Below are 15,804 nucleotides of genomic sequence, written 5' to 3'. Positions count from 1 at the left end.
GAATCATAATTTTTTTGAAAATTAATACTTTTTAATTAGACGGGGCAGATACATACTAGATTATTGACACCACGAATTTCTGCTCTTTACTATGTTAATCATTAATTTACTAGAGTTTTATATATTAAATTTTTGCAATTTTTAGTTAGGGGGATTAATTTGGCAGAGAAGTTATTGGAAATCAAAAACTTAAAAACATCTTTCCGTATTAAGGACGATTATTATGCTGCAGTAGATGATGTTTCTCTTAATGTTAACAAAAATGAAGTGTTAGCAATAGTAGGGGAATCAGGATGTGGTAAAAGTGCTTTAGCTTTCTCCATAATGGGTCTACATAATCGCGCAAAGATGGAAGGAGAAATATTATTCAAAGGTGAAAACATAGTCGGAATGGCTACTTCAAAATTGAATAAACTTCGCGGTAAAGATATGGGAATGATTTTCCAAGATCCATTAACTGCATTAAATCCTTTGATGGAAATCGGTGACCAAATAGGGGAAGCTTTACTTCTCCATAATAAAGAACTTTCTAAAAATCAACGTAAGGAAAAAGTGATAGAGTTACTAACAAAAGTTGGTATACCTCGTCCAGAACATGTATATGAGCAATTCCCACATGAGCTTTCCGGGGGAATGAGGCAAAGGGTTGTTATTGCAACAGCAATAGCGAATGAACCAGAATTATTAATTGCTGACGAGCCAACTACTGCACTTGATGTTACGATTCAATCACAAATCTTAGACTTAATTAAAGATTTAAAGGATGACATGGATTCAGGTATAGTACTTATTACCCATGACTTAGGAGTAGTAGCTGAGATGGCAGATAGAGTTGCTGTTATGTATGCAGGGCAAATCGTGGAAATAGCTGACGTCATGACACTATTTGAAGAACCATTACATCCATATACAAGATCGTTGTTTAATTCAGTACCAAATGCGCAGGAGGGACAAGAAAAGCTACATGTAATTCAAGGGATTGTACCTTCTTTACAAAATTTACCCCGTGAAGGTTGTCGCTTTGCGCCAAGAATACCTTGGGTTGGAGAAAAGGCGCACGAAGAGCACCCAGCATTACATGAAGTAAAACCAGGACATTTCGTACGTTGTACTTGTTACAAACATTTTAGCTTCCCAGAAGAGAGTAAGGAGGAAGAACACCATGGGGTTTCTTAAAGTAGAAGATTTAAAAGTACATTTTCCAATAAAGGGCGGTATTTTTGGAAGAACAGTTGGACATGTGAAAGCTGTAGATGGTGTTACCTTCAACTTGGAAAAAGGGAAAACATACGGTCTAGTTGGTGAATCTGGTTCTGGAAAGTCAACTACTGGTAGAGCAATCATTGGTTTAAATCATATCACTAGTGGAAAAGTGTTTTTTGAAGATAAAGATATAACTGGAATAAGAAGAGCTAAGACAGATATTAGAAAAGATATTCAAATGATTTTCCAGGATCCTTATTCTTCCTTAAATCCTAAAAAAAGAGTTATCGATATAGTAGCAGAACCGTTAAGGAACTTTGAAAAGCTAAGCAGAAAAGAAGAAAGAATTCGTGTACAAGAACTTTTAGAGCTTGTTGGACTTAATCCAGAAAGCATCTTGAAATACCCACATGAGTTCTCTGGGGGACAGCGTCAACGTATCGGAATTGCAAGAGCTGTCGCTTTAAAGCCAAAACTAATCATTGCGGATGAACCAGTATCGGCACTGGATGTATCCGTTCAAGCACAAGTCCTAAACTTTATGAAAGAAATTCAAGACGAATTAGATTTGACTTACATGTTCATAAGTCATGACCTTGGCGTTATCAAACATATGTGTGACCATATCGGCATTATGTATAAAGGACGTTTTGTTGAAGAAGGAACCGCAGATGAGATCTTTAATGATCCTCAACATATTTATACCAAACGACTTGTTGCAGCGATTCCAGACATTGACCCGAGAAAACGAGATGAAATGAAACGTTTCCGTGAAGAGGTTAATACAGAATATGAACAAGCCTATAATGATTATTTTGATGAGGAAGGTTTAGCTTATGGGTTAAAACCAATAAGTGATTCTCATTTAGTGGCTTTACCAGAGAAAGGTTGATACTATGTGGAAATTTTCTTTACGTCGTATTTTAATAATGATTCCTCAACTAGTACTTTTGAGTATGCTTATATTCGTTCTTGCAAAAATGATGCCAGGGGACGCACTATCAGGAACAATTGACCCGAATATCGATCCTGCGCGTATTGAAGAACTTCGCATTCAAATGGGTTGGTACGATCCATGGCATGAGCAATATGCTAAATGGATTGGAGGAGTAATTCAAGGAGATTTAGGCCAGTCCTTCCGTTTTAAAATGCCTGTTACGGAGTTGATGGGACAACGAATGGTCAATTCATTCTGGCTTTCAGTAACAACGTTAATTTTAACGTACTTAATAGCAATCCCATTAGGTATTACTAGTGGTAGATACAATGATACTTGGAAAGATCAATTAATCACTGGATATTCCTACGTAGGTTTTGCTACACCAATATTTATATTTGCATTAGTTATGCTTTGGATATTTGGTTTCCAGCTCGGTTGGTTCCCAACAAGTGGAAGTGTTAAACCTGGTTTAGAACCGGGAACATTTGAGTACGTTATGAGTAAGTTTTATCATTTATTGCTACCTGCTATATCCACAGCACTTATAGTTACTTATAATACCATTCAATATTTGCGCAATGACATTGTAGATACAAAACAGAGAGACTTTATTTTAACAGCAAGAGCAAAAGGTGCTTCTGAACGACGAGTTTATAATCGTCATATTTTTAGGAACTCACTACTACCAGTTGCAGCGTTTTTCGGGTATGAGATTACTTTTCTAATCGGTGGATCCATTTTTATTGAGAATATATTTGGGTATCCAGGTATGGGGCAATTGTTAATAGAATCTATTAGACTACGAGACTACAGTGTAGTTACAGCAACAACTTTATTATTCGGAGTTGCCGCCGTTGTTGGAGCATTACTCTCAGATATAATCTTAAGTATTATAGACCCACGTATTCGAATAAAATAACTCTTAGTAAACAGTGAGGTGAAAAAATTGGAAGCAAATGCTGTTGAAGTAAAACAAAAGGAAGTAATAAAAAGTCCATCAGGCTTTAGTATTATATGGCGTGAACTTGTTCGAGATAAATTGGCTTTAATTTCTCTTATATTTTTAGTAGGGATAACGGCTTATGTATTTGGAGTATCACTTGTACTTGATCAAGAAGAAATTGTAAAAGTTGATTTATTTGCTATATATGAACCACCGGGAGACGAGTTTATTTTAGGAACCGATTATGGTGGACGTGATGTTTTTGGACAGTTAATTATCGGTACACGTAATTCGCTAGCTATAGCATTTATTGTAACGGCATTAATCGGGATTATTGGTGTAGTCTTTGGTTTAGTATCTGGTTACTTTGGAGGACATATTGACAACATCATGATGCGTGTGTTGGACTTCTTCCAAATACTACCTTTCACGATGATTGTTATTGCTTTCGTTGCCATAGTTCCAAAGTATAGTGTTATGACCTTTTCATTAATTATGACTGCCTTCTTGTGGATGGGAATTGCTCGACTTATAAGATCAAGAGCGTTACAAGAGAAAGAGTTAGACTATATTCAAGCAGCAAAAACATTAGGTACATCGAATATTAAAATTATTTTTAAACACGTGTTACCTAACTGTAGCTCACTTATAATTGTAACCATGACATTAAACTTAGCTTCGAATATTGGATTAGAATCAGGTCTATCTTTCCTAGGATTTGGTTTCCCTGAAAGTACTCCAAGTTTAGGGACACTATTAAGTTATGCAACTAATCCACAAACATTGGAACATAGATGGTGGATCTGGGTACCGGCTTCATTAATGATTCTACTATTAATGTTAAGTGTTAATAACGTAGGTCAAGCATTGAAACGTGCAACAGATGCTAGACAAAGAAGAGGCTAATTCTTAGTCAAAGCTTTCTTAACTAATCAGCTAAGACTATCAAACCTTTTAGGGAGGTGAGGCTTGGAAAAGTGAAGGTAAGTCGTATTAATTGTTACCTACATTAATACACAGATTGTATTAATGTTGAGTATAAATTGTCGGAATATTCGACAAACAAATGGGTTTATAAAAAAAGGGAGGGTATTTAGCATGAGCAAGACAAACTTAACAAAATGGCTATTTGCACTAATGCTTGCTTTATTATTAGTATTAGCTGCATGTAGTGGTGACGACGGTGACTCAGCTGATCCAGCTGATGAGCCAAGTAATGGTGAAACAGAGCCTGGTGATGACGAGCCAGCTGACGAGCCAGAAGATGGTCTATACAGCATCGATGATTTTCCAACAGATAAAACAAACGAAGGTGAAGCTATTGACGGCGGAACTTTAAACTTCGGTTTAGTATCGGATACTGTATTTGAAGGTACTTTAAACTGGAACTTCTACTCAGGTGACCCTGATTCACAAGTACTATCTTGGTTCGATGAATCACTACTTGATATGGATGGAAACTTTACTTACACAAATGATGGTGCTGCAACATACGAAACTGAGCCTTATGAGACAGAAGAATATCCAAACGGTGTAACATTCACATTCAAAATTCGTGATAATGTTAACTGGCACGATGGAGAGCCTGTAAAAGCAGAAGACTGGGCGTTCTCATTTGAAGTAATCGGACACCCTGACTATACTGGTGTACGTTACGGCCCGGATTTCTCTGGTATCATTGGTATGGATGAGTACAATGCTGGAGAAGCAGATTCAATCTCTGGTATTGAAATTGTTGATGAAAAAACTTTAAAGATTACGTATAAAGAATCTCAACCATCTCTACTAACTGGTGGTGTTTGGCCATACGCAATGCCTAAGCATCTATTCAAGGATATCCCAGTTGCAGAAATGGCTGAGAGCGATTTAGTTCGTAAAAACCCAATTGGTATGGGAGCATTTAAAGTTAAAAGTATCACTCCTGGGGAGTCTGTAGTATTTGAGAAATTCGAAGACTACTGGCAAGGAGAGCCTAAGCTAGATGAAGTAGTACTTAAAGTCGTTTCTCCTGCAACTGTAGTTCAAGCTTTAGAAACTGGTGAAGTAGATATGGTTGATAGCTTCCCAGTAGATCAATTCGTTGATAATGCTAATATGTCTAACGTAGAATGGTTAGGTGTTACTGACCTAGCATATTCTTACACAGGATTTAAATTAGGACATTGGGATGCGGAAGCTGGAAAAGTAGTGATGGATCCTGATAAGAAGATGGCAGATGTAAACTTACGTCGTGCGATGTGGTATGCTGTTGATAATAACGCAGTAGGTGAGCAGTTCTATAATGGATTACGTTGGAATGCAACGACATTAATCATTCCACCATTTGCTGATTACCATGATCCAACAATTGAAACGCCAACTTATGATCCAGATGAAGCTAATCGTATTTTAGATGAAGCTGGTTATAAAGATGTTGATGGTGATGGATTACGTGAAAACAAAGATGGAGAAGAGTTAGTAATTAACTTTGCATCTATGTCAGGTGGAGATGTAGCTGAGCCATTAGCACAATACTACATGCAAGCATGGAAAAACGTTGGTCTAAACGTTCAATTAATTGATGGTCGTCTTCTTGAATTCAACGCGTTCTATGATCGTGTAGGTCAAAATGGTGAAGATGATCCTAATATTGATGTATACCAAGGTGCATGGGGAACTGGTTCTGACGTAAACCCTTATGGTCTATACGGTCCAGACCAATTATTCAACTTCCCGCGTTATGAGTCAGAGAAGAATAGTGAATTACTTAAAGCTGGTAACTCTTTAGAAGCATTTGATATTGAGTACCGTAAACAAATTTACAAGGAATGGCAACAACTAATGGTTGATGAAATTCCAGTATTCCCAACTCTATATCGTGCAGTATTAAATCCAGTTAATAATCGTGTTCTTAACTACTCAATCGCTTATGATAGCCCATATGGACTTCACGATCTTGCAGTAACTCAAGAAGAGCCGTTTAAACACGAAGATTAATAGATAGAAAACGAAGAAGCTTTATGCTTCTTCGTTTTTTTTGTTTTCCAAGAGAAATACATAATACAAAAGTACTAAACTATTACTTTTGTATTAAAATCTATATTTTTGTAATAAAATTTAGTAGTTTTGGCCATCCTTGTAACAGACTTTTAAAAGTCTTGTAACCGCAGAGTCTAGTAACCTATGTTACGATAGGCTTTGTCCGGAAATTAAGGAGGGACTACTATGAAGAAAATCGTAGCAACATTAGCTACAGGAATTATCCTAGCATCCCCACTAAACGCTTATGCATTTGATTACGAAGTAATTAAAGGTGATACACTTTGGGGAATCGCAAATGAATATGATACTACAGTAGATTCACTATATGAGTTAAATAATCTTGATTCAGATTTAATCTATCCAAAACAAAAACTAGCTATTTACAAAAAGTATTTAGTAGAAAAAGGAGATACATTATACGGTATCTCGAAGCAGCATGATGTAACGGTTGAAGAGTTAAAAGCTTGGAATGAGCTAACATCAGATTTAATATTAGTTGGACAAGAACTAATTATTGAGCAAGCAGAAGAGAATAATGAAGAGAAGGCTGTCGCTGCTGCAAAGTCGATTCAACCAACCGAAGTTAAATCAAGCACTGCTAATAAGGATGAAAATCAACAACCAGAAGGTAAGACATTATCGGTTGTCGCTACAGCTTATACAGCTGAATGTGAAGGCTGTACAGGTATAACGTATACTGGAATCAACTTAAATGAGGATAGAAATGCGAAAGTAATTGCGGTAGATCCAAATGTTATTCCATTAGGTTCAAAAGTGTATGTAGAGGGATATGGATATGCAATTGCAGGAGATATTGGTGGGGCAATTAAAGGAAATAGAATTGATATTCACCTTCCAACTACAGAAGAAGCGTTGAACTGGGGAGTAAAAGAAGTAAAGGTAACAATTGTAGAATAACTAGTAGAAGGAAGCATGTTACATGCTTCCTTTTTCTATGATTGTGTTTGTAAAGTATTTGGATTGGCAGGCTTTATTACTTCCTCAGGCTCAATTAGTTGCTGGTTTACGCCAACAATTCCAAAGCCGATTATTATGATTAAAAATAGCGCAACTAACATCTTTCTCACAGCTAATTCCTCCATAAAATATGTCACATAATGATAGTATAATAGATAGACTAGACACTAGACAATTACTATATTAAAAATATTTTCGGTAATAATTTCATAGAAATGAATTAATAGGAAAGACAGGATTTTTAATCATAATATTACCTAGGATTATTAGAATTAATAGAAGCTTATAGAGGCATTTTTTAGTCTACGTAGAAGTATTTTTCTATTATAATAGGATATGGGATAGATTTCATATTTAAATCATGTATGTCTTTCTAAACATTTAAAGCGCATTGTGATAAACTTAATATGATTAGCAACTTGGTAACGCTTACATTTTACTTAATGTTAGATAATTAGGAGGTATTTAAATATGAGTAGTAAAACGCTAGATAAATTTTTGAATGATAATTTATCGGATTTAAAGGCAAATGGCCTATACAATGAAATTGATCCAGTTCAAGGTGCAAATGGTCCTGTTATTACGATTAACGGTAAACAGCTAATTAACTTATCTTCCAATAACTATCTTGGATTAGCTACTGATGAACGATTAAAGAAAGTAGCTAAAGAAGCAGTGGAATCTCATGGAGTAGGTGCAGGTGCCGTACGTACGATTAACGGTACGTTGGATTTACATATTGAGCTTGAAAAGAAATTGGCAGAATTTAAAGGAACAGAAGCAGTAATTTCTTATCAATCAGGTTTTAATTGTAATATGGCAGCTATTTCTGCCGTAATGGATAAAAATGATGCAATTCTTTCAGATGAGCTTAATCATGCTTCCATTATTGACGGTTGTCGTTTATCTAAAGCGAAGATCATCCGTTTCGGACATTCTGATATGGCTGATTTACGAAAGAAGGCTAAGGAAGCAGTAGAATCTGGATTATACAATAAAATTATGGTCATTACAGACGGTGTATTCTCAATGGATGGGGATGTAGCTAAGCTTCCAGAAATTGTAGAAATCGCGGAAGAATTTGACTTAATTACGTATGTAGATGACGCTCATGGATCTGGTGTTCTAGGTAAAGGTGCCGGTACGGTAAAACATTTCGGTCTACAAGACAAAGTAGACTTTCAAATGGGGACACTTTCTAAAGCAATCGGTGTAATTGGAGGATATGTTGCTGGTAAAGCAAATCTAATTGATTGGTTAAAAGTACGTTCTCGTCCATTCCTATTCTCCACTGCAGTATCACCAGCAGACGCAGCTGCAAGTAAAAAAGCGGTGGAAATTTTAATGGAAAGTACAGAACTACATGATAAGCTATGGGAGAATGGAAATTATTTAAAAGCTGAGCTACAAAAGCTAGGTTTTAATATCGGTGATAGTGAAACACCAATTACCCCATGTATTATAGGGGAAGAAAAAGCAGCTCAAGAGTTCAGTAGACGCCTACTAGAAGCGGGTGTTTATGCGAAATCGATCGTATTCCCAACTGTTCCTAAAGGTACTGGTCGCGTTCGTAACATGCCAACTGCTGCACATACTAAGGAAATGCTTGACGAAGCAATAGCTGCTTATGAAAAAGTTGGAATAGAAATGGGATTAATTTAGGCAACTTTTAGAATCGAGTAGAGGAGAAAGTTATGAAAAAGATACTTGTCACAGGAGCTCGGGGACAAATTGGATCTGAGCTAGTTACGAAGTTAAGAAATATTTATGGGGATGCGAATGTTATTTCAACAGATATTCGTTCATCAGAAGAGGAGATAGCTAAAGGTCCCTTTGAAATAGTAGATGTAACGGATGAAAAGCGCATCTATGAAGTAGCGAAGGAGTATCAAGTAGATACTATGATGCATTTAGCTGCTCTATTATCCGCAACTGCAGAGAAAATGCCTCGAGTTGCATGGGATCTTAATATGGGTGGACTAGTTAATGCCTTAGAAGTATCTCGTGAACTAAATTTACAATTTTTCACTCCAAGTTCTATTGGGGCATTTGGTCCTTCAACACCAAAGGATAATACTCCGCAGGACACGTTACAAAGACCAACGACAATGTACGGTGTTAACAAAGTAGCTGGTGAACTACTTTGTGATTATTATTTTGAACGCTACGGAGTTGATACTCGTGGTGTCCGTTTCCCAGGCTTGATATCGTATGTAGCCCCACCAGGTGGAGGTACAACCGATTATGCAGTGGAGATTTATTACGAAGCAATTAAACAAAAAGCGTATACATCCTATATAGCAGAAGGAACATATATGGATATGATGTACATGCCAGATGCATTAGATGCAATTATTCAATTGATGGAAGCTGACCCAACCAAGCTTATTCATCGGAATGCATTTAATATTTCAGCAATTTCTGCTGAACCGATGGAATTTGCAAAGGCTATTCAAAAGCATATCCCTGAGTTTCAACTTTCATTCGATGTCGATCCAGTTAGGCAAAAAATAGCCGATAGCTGGCCAAACAATATTGACTCGTCCGCAGCTGAAGCGGAATGGGGCTTTAAAGCAAAATACGATATTGATAGTATGACGAAGGAAATGCTAGAGAAAATTGCAGAGAAGGTTTAATAATATGAAGTAATGCTCCCATGTAGGTGGGAGCGTTTTTATTTGGTAATGAATAGTGAAATGCTACAACATTAACAAGAGCAAGACCCTAGGCTCTTAGATAGATGCATCCTACCAAAGATGATGAGCCCACAAGAGTCTGAGGATGTACCCAAGTTAGAATCAGATGATCCTCTTGAAGCCTGAGATGTACCCCAGGCCAGAAGAGGATAATCCACCTAGCCCCCTGAAAATTTAGTCATATGTCAATACTACTGCAAAGGTTTCATTTAATTTATCATTCCTTGCCCCCTTTACTTATCTTCACGATATAGTACCATGCCTGCATGGTACAACACTCCATTGACAAATTCACCGTCTGCAGTAAAGCCTGTATCATCTACATATTCAATATAATTACCTTTAACGGTATAATTGCCTTGATAAGCGCTTTTGCGGTGTCCACGAGCTTCATCGTACCGTCCGTTAGGTAGTAGTTCGTGTCGAATATAACCATCCGCGGTGACCCACATGCCGACATATGGATGCAGATTTTGATACCCTATTTTCATCTCACAATCTCCTCTCGTGTTTTAATGGGGGTTGGTACTTCTGTCTTGGCAAGATCGATATTTAATAGGTTTAGCAATATAGCCATTAGCAGAATTTTAGTCACTCCTTACCCAAAAAATGAAAATGTATGACCACAACTTCATTATGAACTGATAGGAACAAAGAGCGGTAGTCGGAAGTTATACAATTATTGCCTAATCCTCCAAAAGATTATAGTATAAAAAGTAATAGGAAAAAGATGGAGGAGTAGCCGTGAAGCGTACAAAGGAATTAGTAGAGTTAATAGAAAGGTTTGTAAAATCGGATGGCACGCATGAAACTACAATTCCAGGCTTAAGCATTGTTCGTACATCTCGGGTTTCTGAACCAATTCATTCTGTTTACGAACCATCTTTATGTGTGGTAGCCCAAGGGTCAAAAATGGTTATACTTGGAGAAGAGAGTTATAAGTATGATTCGGCTAGTTATTTAACTGCTTCTGTTCATTTACCAATTACGGGTCAGGTCATAAATGCCTCACTGGAGAAACCTTATTTATGTATAAATTTACAGTTGGACATGAAAAAAGTTTTCGAAGTTATTCAATTATCGAATCCAGCGATTTCTAAACGTTTATCTGGACGTGGATTGGAAATTAAGCAAATGAATGACTCACTTCTTGACGCAATTTTAAGGCTAATTAAACTGATAGAATCTCCCGACGATATTCCAGTCCTTGCCTCTGGTATCCAACGTGAGATTATTTATCGGGTACTTCAAAATGATCAGGATGGAACTTTAAAGCATTTTGCATTGGTTGGTAGTCAAGCACAGCGAATCGCGAAGGTAATTGAACTCCTTAACCGTGAATTCGCTCAGCAGTTGAGAGTGGAGGAGTTAGCTAAGGAAGCAAGAATGAGTTCTTCATCCTTGTACAATTACTTCAAAGAAGCTACTGGGATGAGCCCGATCCAGTATCAGAAACAGCTCCGACTCCAGGAAGCACGCCGACTACTTTTAACAGAAAACTTAGAGGTGGCTGAGGCTGCGTTCCAGGTAGGTTATGAAAGCCCATCCCATTTTAGTCGGGAATATAGCCGAAAGTTCGGTTTGTCCCCCATGAGAGACCTAGAACGTTTGCGAGAAACGTTTTAAAGAGCCAATGGATAGCCACTAGTTTTCCAATGGATTCTTCTCATTTTAAACAATTTTATCCCCTGACAATTTAGTTTTTTTATAATCCTACTCTTGTATTGCCGCCCTAAAAGTTGTGCATCAGCCTTATTCCAAGTATTGTTCAATCATTTAACTCCTTGGTGTAATCTGGCATTGACTATATCATTATATAGATGAGTAATTCCAGACCTTGCAGAAGCAATAGCTATATGATGTTAAACTAAAGTCATAATAAAAAACCCCCTGCTTAAACAGGGGGGCACCAACAATATTAACTAGCATACATCTCTTTAATACGTTTCTGTAATTCCTTATCTTGAACGAATTCATCGTAGCTCATTTCTTTATCGATAATGCCGTTTGGTGTAATATCGATTAAACGATTTGCGATACTATCGATGAATTGATGGTCATGAGAAGTGAAAAGAATAGAACCTTTAAACTTAATTAGACCATTGTTTAATGCTTGGATAGATTCTAAGTCTAAGTGATTCGTTGGGTCATCTAAAAGAAGGACGTTTGCTTTTGATAGCATCATTTTAGATAACATACAGCGAACTTTTTCTCCACCTGAGAGTACGTTTGCTTTCTTCAATGCTTCCTCACCGGAGAAGAGCATTCTTCCTAAGAATCCACGTAAGAAGGTTTCCGTTTCATCTTCTGGAGAAAATTGGCGTAACCAGTCTACTAGGGTTAAATCACCATTTTGAAAATATTCGCTGTTATCTTTTGGGAAATACGATTGGGAAGTTGTGACGCCCCATTTATACGTACCAGAATCTGGCTCCATTTCCCCAGCTAAAATCTTAAATAAAGTTGTTTTAGCGATATCATTTTTACCAACAAGAGCAATTTTATCGTCTTTGTTCATGATGAAGCTAACATTATCTAAAACTTTCTCTCCACCAATAGTTTTCGTTAATCCTTCAACGCGAAGTAGATCATTTCCGATTTCGCGTTCCGGAGTAAAGGCTATATAAGGATACTTTCTAGATGATGGTTTAATATCATCTAATGTAATATTATCCAGCATTTTTTTACGAGAAGTTGCTTGCTTTGATTTCGATGCGTTAGCACTGAATCGAGCAATAAATGCTTGTAATTCCTTAATTTTTTCTTCTTTCTTTTTGTTCGACTCTTGTGCCATTCTGCTTGCTAATTGGCTAGATTCATACCAGAAATCATAGTTCCCAATATAAATTTGAATCTTACCAAAGTCAACATCTGCGATATGCGTACATACTTTATTTAAAAAGTGTCTGTCATGGGATACGACAATAACAGTGTTTTCAAAGTTAATTAAAAATTCTTCTAGCCATTGGATCGCTTGGATATCTAAACCGTTAGTAGGCTCGTCCAGTAATAGGATATCAGGATTTCCAAATAGGGCTTGAGCAAGTAAAACTTTTACTTTCTGCTCTCCTGTTAACTCAGACATTAACTTATCATGAAGGCCTTCTTCAATACCAAGTCCTTTTAAAAGGATTGCAGCATCAGATTCAGCTTCCCAACCATTCATTTCAGCAAATTCACCTTCAAGCTCTGCAGCACGCATGCCATCTTCTTCTGTGAATTCAGCTTTCATATAAATTTGGTCTTTTTCTTGCTTTACAGCATATAGTTTTTCATGTCCCATTAAAACAGTCTCTAATACTGGGTGTTCCTCATAGGCAAAGTGATCCTGTTTAAGGACAGCAAGTCGTTCTCCAGGAGACATGGAAACATTTCCGGTCTGGGGTTCAATTTCACCGGACAATATTTTCAGAAAAGTTGACTTTCCAGCACCATTAGCCCCAATAACGCCATAACAGTTTCCAGGAGTGAATTTTAAGTTAACATCTTCAAATAATTTCTTATCGCCATATCGTAAGCTTACATTCGTTACAGTTATCATGTATAGGTTTTCCTCCAATAATATTTCTACCGTAAGCTTACGAGATTTAAGGACTTTAGTCAATGTAAAACGTTGATTTATCTAGTATTTACCATAATTACAGAAATAAAGTTTCAAAATTATCTTGTATATTTGTTGTTTTTTCGGTAAAGTTTTGATATATCCGTTTTTATAGAGAAAAAGCTCGGTGAAAGTGTCAAAGTGGAGGGGAAAACATGAGAGAAAGGACTATCTACTTTATCTTTACAGATACTGGGACATACCTTTCAAGAATGATTAATTTATATACAAATCAACCGTTAAATCATGTATCAATTGGTTTTGATCATGAGTTAAAAGAAGTATATAGCTTTGGTCGCGTTAATCCAAAGAATCCGTTTAGTGGTGGTTTTGTTCGGGAAGATATTAGAGGAGAATTTTTAAAGCATTCTAAGAGTGCAATATATGCTCTAAATGTAACGGAGAATGAGTATTTGAAAATTCGCCATCATGTTAAAGATTTTGAATCACAAGCTTCAAACTATAAATATAACTTTATTGGGTTATTAGGTGTTGCCTTAAAAATTGAGATTCATAGAAAGAATGCTTTTTTCTGTTCTCAATTTGTTGCGACGGTTATGCAGGGTACCGATTCTTTTAAACTATCTAAACCAACTAACTTTGTTACACCATCTGACATCCGAGAAAATACAGAATTACAATTAATCTATCAAGGAAGATTAGGAGACTATCCGAAGCATAGGCTAGCTGAGGAAGTGATTGATTTACCAAAGGATTCATTAATCAACTTAATCACAAAAAAAGTAAAACGATTTATATAGATAAAGTTATGTGGGGTCTAGTTTTTCTAACGTAAAGTTAGGAGACTCGACCCCATTTTATTACTTTTGTAAAAATGTCTCTATACCTAAAGTTTCATATGGTACTTTTAGTTTAAAAGAAAGATTGTTTGCATCAAGATCCATATGCTCTACACTTACATGAAAATTACTTTTTATATCCATTTGTGTGACCGCGACATAAATTTCTTCCTCATCTGGATTAATCGTCACCCACTGCGGCACCGGCAAATGTTTACTCATATACTCCATTACCTTTTTATTTGGTAGCTCGAGTAATCCGAGTGTGATAGATTTTTGCTTTAAGACAACATCACCATTGTCTTGGACTAACGGTTCAAACCGGATTGATACGGGAACCGTTGTAGAGAAAACGGGTAACTCCCCAACTAATTGGACATCCTCCTCTAGGGAAACACTATATTTATGTTTGGAGTTCTTTAAATACTCATACATATACGCATTAATAAGTTCATTTAGATTTTTCTTAGTTGTTCTTATGATGAATTCAGAGCTTTCTTGGGTTGTCTGATGTTCGGTTGTGGGAACTTTCGTTTGTTCAACTGGCCAAAAAATTAATACAGCAATAATTAGCAGTACAGAAACATTCAAAAGGACTAGGACAATAAAAGCCCATTTCCACTTATTTTTTTTCATATTACCTTGTTCCATCCTGCTTCACCTTCAAATCTAATCTACAACTAAGTAGTTTAATATTCTCTTTGCCATTAGCTGATAACCATACGAATTCGGATGAAAATGATCATCAGCAAACAAATTTACTTCTTCCGTACTCATAAACAAATCCTTTGTTGGAATAAAGGTAGCCCCATTTTCCTCGGCAATTTGTTTACTTGTATTATTCCAATCATCGACAATCATATCTAGCTCTTTTATATAATTGAAGTATTGCTCGAAAGGGTTGTAAAAGCCGACCAAATATACACTTGCTTCAGGATTTAGTTCATTTAGCTTCTTAAAAATCTGCTGTAATCGTTGTTCATAATTTCCTCGCTCCTTAGAGAAGGCTTCGTATGTTATATTTGTAAAGTTTTCCTTCAATACTTGCATAATATCATTAGCGCCAATGGTGATAATGACAATGTCAGCGGTGGTTATCGATTCTGCAATTTCTGGGTCATTCAACCGTTTCAGTAATTGATCCGATCGATTTCCGCGTTTTCCGTAGTTTTCAAAGGTTACCACCTGTTTATCCGCATTTAAATGCTTATCTAGTATCCCCACATAGCCACCTTGCTCTGAATTATCTCCAACTCCTTGTGTTAAAGAATCGCCTATAGCTACGATGTGCCTCTCTTCACTGGTGAATAAGCTCACCGTACTTTGTATCGCCTCTTTAAACTCTTTGCTTAATTCTTTGAAAGGGCTGAAGGATTCCTCTTCTGTATTCGTTTCCGTATCCTTATCAGATACTTCCTGACTTTCTTCTTGTGTTGTTTTGGATTCTTTTACAGGCGAAGTAGATAACTCTTTATTAGCGTATAGTCCGACACTGGCTATTAAAACTATTGTTAAAATAAGTGTAGTAATCGTGATGATTTTCTTTTTCTTCATAAAGGAACACACCTATGCTGTTCGATTTTGTATACAATTCGCTTTTACTTTAATGTATGAAAGCATAA

The 15,804-nt window shown here is 36.5% G+C and carries 15 protein-coding genes; 10 read left to right on the top strand and 5 right to left on the bottom strand.

Annotation, left to right across the window (positions count from 1 at the left end):
- Positions 1–159: 159 nt before the first annotated feature.
- The 6 genes from AB1K81_RS08630 (at position 160) to AB1K81_RS08605 (ending at position 7,025) form a co-directional block, all read left to right on the top strand.
- The gene (locus AB1K81_RS08630; protein ID WP_412976255.1) at positions 160–1,176 is read left to right on the top strand and encodes an ABC transporter ATP-binding protein; all 1,017 of its coding nucleotides are present in this window, start codon (positions 160–162) and stop codon (positions 1,174–1,176) included.
- Positions 1,163–2,095: an ABC transporter ATP-binding protein gene (locus AB1K81_RS08625; protein WP_412976254.1), complete on the top strand. Its 933-nt coding sequence runs from the start codon at positions 1,163–1,165 to the stop codon at positions 2,093–2,095. Before AB1K81_RS08630 ends, AB1K81_RS08625 begins: the two co-directional genes overlap by 14 nt.
- A gap of 4 nt (positions 2,096–2,099) precedes the next feature.
- Complete coding sequence (opp4B, locus tag AB1K81_RS08620) at positions 2,100–3,062, top strand: oligopeptide ABC transporter permease (protein WP_412976253.1); 963 nt, start codon at positions 2,100–2,102, stop codon at positions 3,060–3,062.
- Between the two features lie 27 nt (positions 3,063–3,089).
- A complete protein-coding gene (locus AB1K81_RS08615; RefSeq protein ID WP_412976252.1) occupies positions 3,090–3,992 on the top strand; it encodes an ABC transporter permease in 903 nt (300 codons plus the stop codon).
- 192 nt (positions 3,993–4,184) lie between these two features.
- Complete coding sequence (gene opp4A, locus AB1K81_RS08610) at positions 4,185–6,062, top strand: oligopeptide ABC transporter substrate-binding protein (protein ID WP_412976251.1); 1,878 nt, start codon at positions 4,185–4,187, stop codon at positions 6,060–6,062.
- Between the two features lie 228 nt (positions 6,063–6,290).
- Positions 6,291–7,025, top strand: coding sequence for a 3D domain-containing protein (locus tag AB1K81_RS08605; RefSeq protein WP_412976250.1), 735 nt, complete (start codon positions 6,291–6,293; stop codon positions 7,023–7,025).
- Between the two features lie 35 nt (positions 7,026–7,060).
- Here the strand turns inward: AB1K81_RS08605 and AB1K81_RS08600 are convergent, their stop codons facing one another.
- Entirely contained in the window at positions 7,061–7,195 is a 135-nt protein-coding gene (locus AB1K81_RS08600) for a hypothetical protein (RefSeq protein ID WP_412976249.1), read from the bottom strand.
- 361 nt (positions 7,196–7,556) lie between these two features.
- Between AB1K81_RS08600 and AB1K81_RS08595 the strand changes: the two genes are divergently transcribed.
- Positions 7,557–8,747 (top strand): glycine C-acetyltransferase, encoded by a 1,191-nt coding sequence (locus tag AB1K81_RS08595; protein WP_412976248.1) that lies wholly within the window; start codon positions 7,557–7,559, stop codon positions 8,745–8,747.
- A gap of 32 nt (positions 8,748–8,779) precedes the next feature.
- Positions 8,780–9,721 carry an L-threonine 3-dehydrogenase gene (locus AB1K81_RS08590; RefSeq protein WP_412976247.1) on the top strand — a complete coding sequence of 314 codons (942 nt, stop codon included), beginning with the start codon at positions 8,780–8,782 and terminating at the stop codon, positions 9,719–9,721.
- 293 nt (positions 9,722–10,014) lie between these two features.
- Here the strand turns inward: AB1K81_RS08590 and AB1K81_RS08585 are convergent, their stop codons facing one another.
- Positions 10,015–10,272, bottom strand: coding sequence for an Atu4866 domain-containing protein (locus tag AB1K81_RS08585; RefSeq protein WP_412976246.1), 258 nt, complete (start codon positions 10,270–10,272; stop codon positions 10,015–10,017).
- Between the two features lie 253 nt (positions 10,273–10,525).
- Here AB1K81_RS08585 and AB1K81_RS08580 point away from each other — a divergent pair, with 253 nt between their 5' ends.
- The gene (locus AB1K81_RS08580) at positions 10,526–11,407 is read left to right on the top strand and encodes an AraC family transcriptional regulator (protein ID WP_412976245.1); all 882 of its coding nucleotides are present in this window, start codon (positions 10,526–10,528) and stop codon (positions 11,405–11,407) included.
- Positions 11,408–11,699: 292 nt separating this feature from the next.
- On the opposite strand, the gene AB1K81_RS08575 is transcribed toward AB1K81_RS08580, so the two are convergent.
- Positions 11,700–13,322, bottom strand: a complete 1,623-nt coding sequence (locus AB1K81_RS08575) for an ABC-F family ATP-binding cassette domain-containing protein (protein ID WP_412976244.1) — start codon at positions 13,320–13,322, stop codon at positions 11,700–11,702.
- A 215-nt stretch (positions 13,323–13,537) separates the two neighbouring features.
- Here AB1K81_RS08575 and AB1K81_RS08570 point away from each other — a divergent pair, with 215 nt between their 5' ends.
- Positions 13,538–14,143 carry a hypothetical protein gene (locus AB1K81_RS08570; RefSeq protein WP_412976243.1) on the top strand — a complete coding sequence of 202 codons (606 nt, stop codon included), beginning with the start codon at positions 13,538–13,540 and terminating at the stop codon, positions 14,141–14,143.
- Positions 14,144–14,203: 60 nt separating this feature from the next.
- Here AB1K81_RS08570 and AB1K81_RS08565 read toward each other — a convergent pair whose 3' ends face one another.
- On the bottom strand, positions 14,204–14,833 hold the full coding sequence (locus AB1K81_RS08565; RefSeq protein ID WP_412976242.1) for a YpmS family protein: 630 nt from the start codon (positions 14,831–14,833) through the stop codon (positions 14,204–14,206).
- Between the two features lie 18 nt (positions 14,834–14,851).
- Complete coding sequence (locus tag AB1K81_RS08560; RefSeq protein WP_412976241.1) at positions 14,852–15,736, bottom strand: SGNH/GDSL hydrolase family protein; 885 nt, start codon at positions 15,734–15,736, stop codon at positions 14,852–14,854.
- Positions 15,737–15,804 lie beyond the last annotated feature (68 nt).

It is taken from the genome of Ornithinibacillus jepli, from assembly GCF_047228935.1.
Lineage (GTDB): Bacteria > Bacillota > Bacilli > Bacillales > Amphibacillaceae > Ornithinibacillus.
Note: the sequence above shows the minus strand (reverse complement) of the source record. Positions and strands in the feature narration are given on the sequence as shown.

Excerpts from the sequence above, each read along its gene's own strand:
- opp4B (WP_412976253.1), top strand. The coding sequence starts at position 2,100 with ATGTGGAAATTTTCTTTACGTCGTATTTTAATAATGATTCCTCAACTA.
- AB1K81_RS08575 (WP_412976244.1), bottom strand. The coding sequence starts at position 13,322 with ATGATAACTGTAACGAATGTAAGCTTACGATATGGCGATAAGAAATTA.
- AB1K81_RS08625 (WP_412976254.1), top strand. The coding sequence starts at position 1,163 with ATGGGGTTTCTTAAAGTAGAAGATTTAAAAGTACATTTTCCAATAAAG.
- AB1K81_RS08595 (WP_412976248.1), top strand. The coding sequence starts at position 7,557 with ATGAGTAGTAAAACGCTAGATAAATTTTTGAATGATAATTTATCGGAT.
- opp4A (WP_412976251.1), top strand. The coding sequence starts at position 4,185 with ATGAGCAAGACAAACTTAACAAAATGGCTATTTGCACTAATGCTTGCT.
- AB1K81_RS08565 (WP_412976242.1), bottom strand. The coding sequence starts at position 14,833 with ATGGAACAAGGTAATATGAAAAAAAATAAGTGGAAATGGGCTTTTATT.
- AB1K81_RS08585 (WP_412976246.1), bottom strand. The coding sequence starts at position 10,272 with ATGAAAATAGGGTATCAAAATCTGCATCCATATGTCGGCATGTGGGTC.
- AB1K81_RS08560 (WP_412976241.1), bottom strand. The coding sequence starts at position 15,736 with ATGAAGAAAAAGAAAATCATCACGATTACTACACTTATTTTAACAATA.
- AB1K81_RS08570 (WP_412976243.1), top strand. The coding sequence starts at position 13,538 with ATGAGAGAAAGGACTATCTACTTTATCTTTACAGATACTGGGACATAC.
- AB1K81_RS08590 (WP_412976247.1), top strand. The coding sequence starts at position 8,780 with ATGAAAAAGATACTTGTCACAGGAGCTCGGGGACAAATTGGATCTGAG.
- AB1K81_RS08605 (WP_412976250.1), top strand. The coding sequence starts at position 6,291 with ATGAAGAAAATCGTAGCAACATTAGCTACAGGAATTATCCTAGCATCC.